This is a genomic window from Pseudomonas sp. HMWF006 (genome assembly GCF_003061205.1).
Lineage (GTDB): Bacteria > Pseudomonadota > Gammaproteobacteria > Pseudomonadales > Pseudomonadaceae > Aquipseudomonas > Aquipseudomonas monsensis.
Genome location: NZ_QAIU01000439.1, coordinates 2,588 through 6,910 on the forward strand (window position 1 = coordinate 2,588; position 4,323 = coordinate 6,910).

Here is a 4,323-nt window from a genome sequence, read left to right on the forward strand (position 1 = left end):
GGCCTTCGCGGGCAAGCCCGCTCCCACAGGTTCTGCGTGTAAATACAGGTTTGTGAGCAACACCGCCCCCTGTGGAAGCGGGCTTGCTCGCGAAGGCGTCGCGTCAGTCAGCATTGACTGCAGTGACACACCATTTTCGCGAGCAAGCCCGCTCCCGAGGCATACCGATTCCGATCGGTATAAACCCCGAATCAGCTTACCCCTCGTCCATCAACTCCCCGCGCCAGCATGCGCCTCTTCAAAGAAGTAATCCTTCCAGCTCCCCGCCTTGTTCTTCAGCACGCCCAGCTCTTGCAGTTTCTCGGCGTAGATAAAGGTGCGCTGCGGGACCACGGTGAAGTCGATTTCCGGGTCCTTGACGATTTGCTCGACCAGCGCCAGTGGCAGCTTCGATTGCTCGACGCGGATGTACGCCTGGGCCGCGGCAGGTTTGTCGGCTTTGATGATCGTCTCCGCTTCCGCCAGTGCGTCGTAAAACGCCTTGTAGGTTTTCGGGTTTTCGTCGTGGAATTTTTCGGTGGTGTACAACACGTTGAACGTAGCCTGGCCGCCGAGTACGTCATAGGAACTCAGCACTTTGTGCACGTTGGGGTTTTGCAGGGCCTGGTACTGGAATGGCGGGCTGGAGAAATGCGCGTTGATTTCCGAACCGCCGGCAATCAGCGCCGCCGTAGCGTCCGGGTGCGGCAGGCTGACCGAGATGTCGTCGAATTTCTTGTACTGATCGTCACCGAACTCCCTGGCGGTTTCGATCTGCAAGGTACGCGACTGGAAGCCGACGCCGGCAGCGGGCACGGCAATGCGGTCCTTGTCGCTGAAGTCCTTGAGGGTCTTGATGTTCGGGTTGTTGGTCAGCAGGTAGTTGGGCATTGAGCCGAGGGCGGCGATGGCCTTGACGTTCTGTTTGCCCTTGGTGCGATCCCACACGGTCAGCATGGGGGGCACGCCCGCAGACACCACATCCAGCGAACCGGTGAGCAGCGCTTCATTCATCGCAGTCGCGCCAGAGATGCTGTTCCAGTCGACCTTGATATCGAGGCCCTGTGCCTTACCGTGCTTTTCGATCAGTTGCTGATCGCGCACCACATCGAGAATCAGGTAACCGATGCCGAATTGCTGGGCAATGCTGATCTTGCCTTCAGCCTGGGCGCTGCTGCTGAACAGCGCGCCCGCTGCCAGGGAAGCGGCCAACAGAGTCAGCGCGGAACGTTTGAACGGTGTGGCCATGACTACCTCGCAGCAGGGGTGGTGTGCTCAAAGGCATGACTTTATCGCTATAAAAAACAGAAATTAAATACCTTTATTGCATATGGATAGCACGCGATTGTCGGGCCGGCATAAAGCAATTCGTGTCGGTGCTGTCGAGCTAAACGAGACTGCGATCTTTTGATCTTGCGTTAAGAAATCAAAGTCAAAAGACCGCAGCACCTACAGGGAAATCACCGCCAGTAAACAGCCTGAAACAATAAAACCGTCGCACATCTGCAGCGACAAACCAGCCGAACGCCCTCCGACAGGCGCGCCCATCAAGGCTTCGGACGTGCCGCCCACCCTTCAAGAGCGGCCCCGCCACCGAATCAGCCGTGCGTTTAAAAAGGCAATCAGACCGCCCACCCTTGGTATCATCGCCCACACTTTTTTGACGGTTTGATGACGTGGAAGGTCTTTTTTTGTGAGCGCTTTTTTTCACTGGCTGCGGCGGCCGCATGCCCGCCTCTTTTCGCTGATTGTGCTGGTGCTGATCGTCCCGGTGTGTCTGCGCGCGGCGCTGGGCTGGTCGACGCCGCTGGGTTATCTGTCGGACCTGGCCATCGGCAGTCTGCTGCTGGTGGTGCTGCATCGGCGAGCGTGGTGGCTGGCATTGCCGGTGCTGTTGTTCTGGGGTTTGCTGGCGGTGGCCACGGCGGAACTGGTCAGCGCCGTCGGGCGCCTGCCGACGCCGGCGGATCTGCATTACCTGATCGACCCGCAATTCGTCGAGAACTCCACCGGCGGCGGGATGGCGCATCCGGCATTGGCGGTGACCTTGCTGGTGGCGCTGCTGTTCTGGCTGCTGACACAGTTCGTCAGCCGCGCAGTGAAGCGCCCGGCCCTGCCTCGCGCCATCTGGGCCGCCCCCGTGGTGCTGTTCGCCGCACACTGGGCTGCGCAGAACCTGTGGCCGAACGAAGACGATCCGTGGCGGCAGTACAACCTGCCGCATCAGTTGCTCGCCAGTCAGGTCGCCGATCTGCAAATCCAGGCCGAGGAATGGCTCGACGGTGATGTCGAAGAAGCCGCGCCGGTCATGGCCGGGCTCACCGATGTCGACCTCAACGGGCACAAACTGCTGAGTGCACCGGGCCAGGCACGCAACGTATTGATCATCGCCCTGGAAGGCATCCCCGGTGCCTACATCCGCGCCAACCGCGAAGCCATTGGCAGCCACTATCAGGAAGACCTCATGCCCAACCTCAGCCGTTGGGCCGAGCGCGGCATGAACACGCCGGATTACGTATTGCACACCCACCAGACCATTCGTGGCCTGTACGCGATGCTTTGCGGCGATTACGACAAGCTCAACAACGGTACGCCCAAAGGCGTGGAAATGCTGACCCAGCACGAGCGCAATAAGGCGTGCCTGCCGGCGCAGCTGCGTCAGAACGGCTTCAGCACGCATTATCTGCAAGGTGCCGGCCTGCGTTTCATGGCCAAAGACAAGATCATGCCGCACATCGGTTTCGCTGCCACGCATGGCCTGGAGTGGTTCAGCAACGCCAACTATCTGGAATTTCCGTGGGGCAAGGACGACAGGGCCTTCTTCGAAGGTGCGCTGGATTATGTCGGCCAACTGAAGACGCAAAAACAACCGTGGATGCTGACGCTGCTGACCGTCGGCACCCACCAGCCCTACTCCGCGCCGGACGATTACCTTGAGCGTTACGAAACGCCGAAACAGGCCGCCGTCGGTTATCTCGACGATGCCCTGGAACAGTTCCTCAGCGGCCTGGAACGCCAGGGCGTGCTCAAGGACACCCTGGTGATGATCACGTCGGATGAATCCCACGGCATCGACGGCGTGCGCCTGGCCTCCTCCTGGGGATTCAACCTGACCCTGGCGCCGGAGCATGAACAACTGCCGCGACTGAATGCCGGAGTCTATGGCCACGTCGATCTGAGCGCTTCGATCCTCGACTATTTCGACCTGCCGGTGCCGTCCGCGCTGAGCGGTCGCTCGTTGTTCCGCGACTACGACAGCGGCCGCGAAATCATGTCGTTCACCAACGGCAAGCTGCGCTATCACGATGGTCACGGCATTTTCTCCGAATGCGACATGCCGCGCCGCTGCCGCTATTACGAAAGCGCCGGCTTCATCGCCGAAAGCGCGAAGTTCAAGGGCAACTACAGCGGTCACCCGGCCCGGCAGATCGCCGCCCGGGCCGATGCGCTGGACCTGTCGTTGCTGCGCACCCCGCTCAATCATCGCTATCAGTTCGGCAGCAACAACGTCATCCCGCTGCAGGCGCAGATCAAGGATGACTGGGCCGATAACCTGATCGGCGCGCAATACCTGGAAATGCCCAAAGGCTCGCACACCCGCGTACGCCTGACGGTGCGCTCGGTCGATCCGCAGCAGGCAGCGTACATTCAGCTCAAGGCCAAGGAGTTCGAACAGGACGTGCAACTGGGGCTGCCGTCGGAGATGGTCGCCACTGCGGATCAGCCGCTGGAGATGGATTTCAGCTTCGACAACCCGCTGCCGCGCAAGGCCTTCTCCTTCCACTTATTGGGATATGGGCTTGGTGCGGTGGAAGTGACGGATTTCAGCGTGATCACTGAAGTACCGGGGCAGGAAGACATCCTCGACGACGTGCCGGACGACGAAGCCGCACAATCGAGCTGAGCACAACGTCCTGCGACAACTCCTGCATGGCGCACGCACTAAAAGGTTCTGACTATCAACACCCAATAGTCGGCCTATTAGCTGACTCCCCAAGTCGGGTCTAGCCTTACTAGTCCGAAGTCGGCACGAGCCGGCCGTAGAAGACCTGATAAGGACCCGAACATGGCAAACGAATCGAAATGCCCGTTCAACCACGCCGCCGGTGGTGGTACGACGAACCGTGACTGGTGGCCGAATCAACTTAACCTGAAGATCCTCAGCCAGCATTCGCCCAAGTCCGATCCGCTGGGCAAGGACTTCGACTACGCCAAAGCCTTCAAAAGCCTGGACTTCCAGGCGCTGAAACAAGACCTGCGCGCGCTGATGACCGACTCGCAGGACTGGTGGCCCGCCGACTTCGGCCACTACGGCCCGCTGTTCATCCGCATGGCCTGGCACAG

Annotated in this window: 2 protein-coding genes and 1 pseudogene; 2 read left to right on the forward strand and 1 reads right to left on the reverse strand. The window is 60.1% G+C overall.

The annotated features are described in order from the left end of the window. Positions 1 to 210 precede the first annotated feature (210 nt). Positions 211 to 1,227 carry an ABC transporter substrate-binding protein gene (locus DBR24_RS18480; protein WP_128615465.1) on the reverse strand — a complete coding sequence of 339 codons (1,017 nt, stop codon included), beginning with the start codon at positions 1,225 to 1,227 and terminating at the stop codon, positions 211 to 213. A 445-nt stretch (positions 1,228 to 1,672) separates the two neighbouring features. Between DBR24_RS18480 and DBR24_RS18485 the strand changes: the two genes are divergently transcribed. Both DBR24_RS18485 and DBR24_RS32785 read left to right on the forward strand, forming a co-directional pair. After that, positions 1,673 to 3,883 carry an LTA synthase family protein gene (locus DBR24_RS18485; RefSeq protein ID WP_128615466.1) on the forward strand — a complete coding sequence of 737 codons (2,211 nt, stop codon included), beginning with the start codon at positions 1,673 to 1,675 and terminating at the stop codon, positions 3,881 to 3,883. Positions 3,884 to 4,045: 162 nt separating this feature from the next. Beyond that, a pseudogene (locus DBR24_RS32785) lies at positions 4,046 to 4,323 on the forward strand (catalase-peroxidase); the annotation flags it as partial.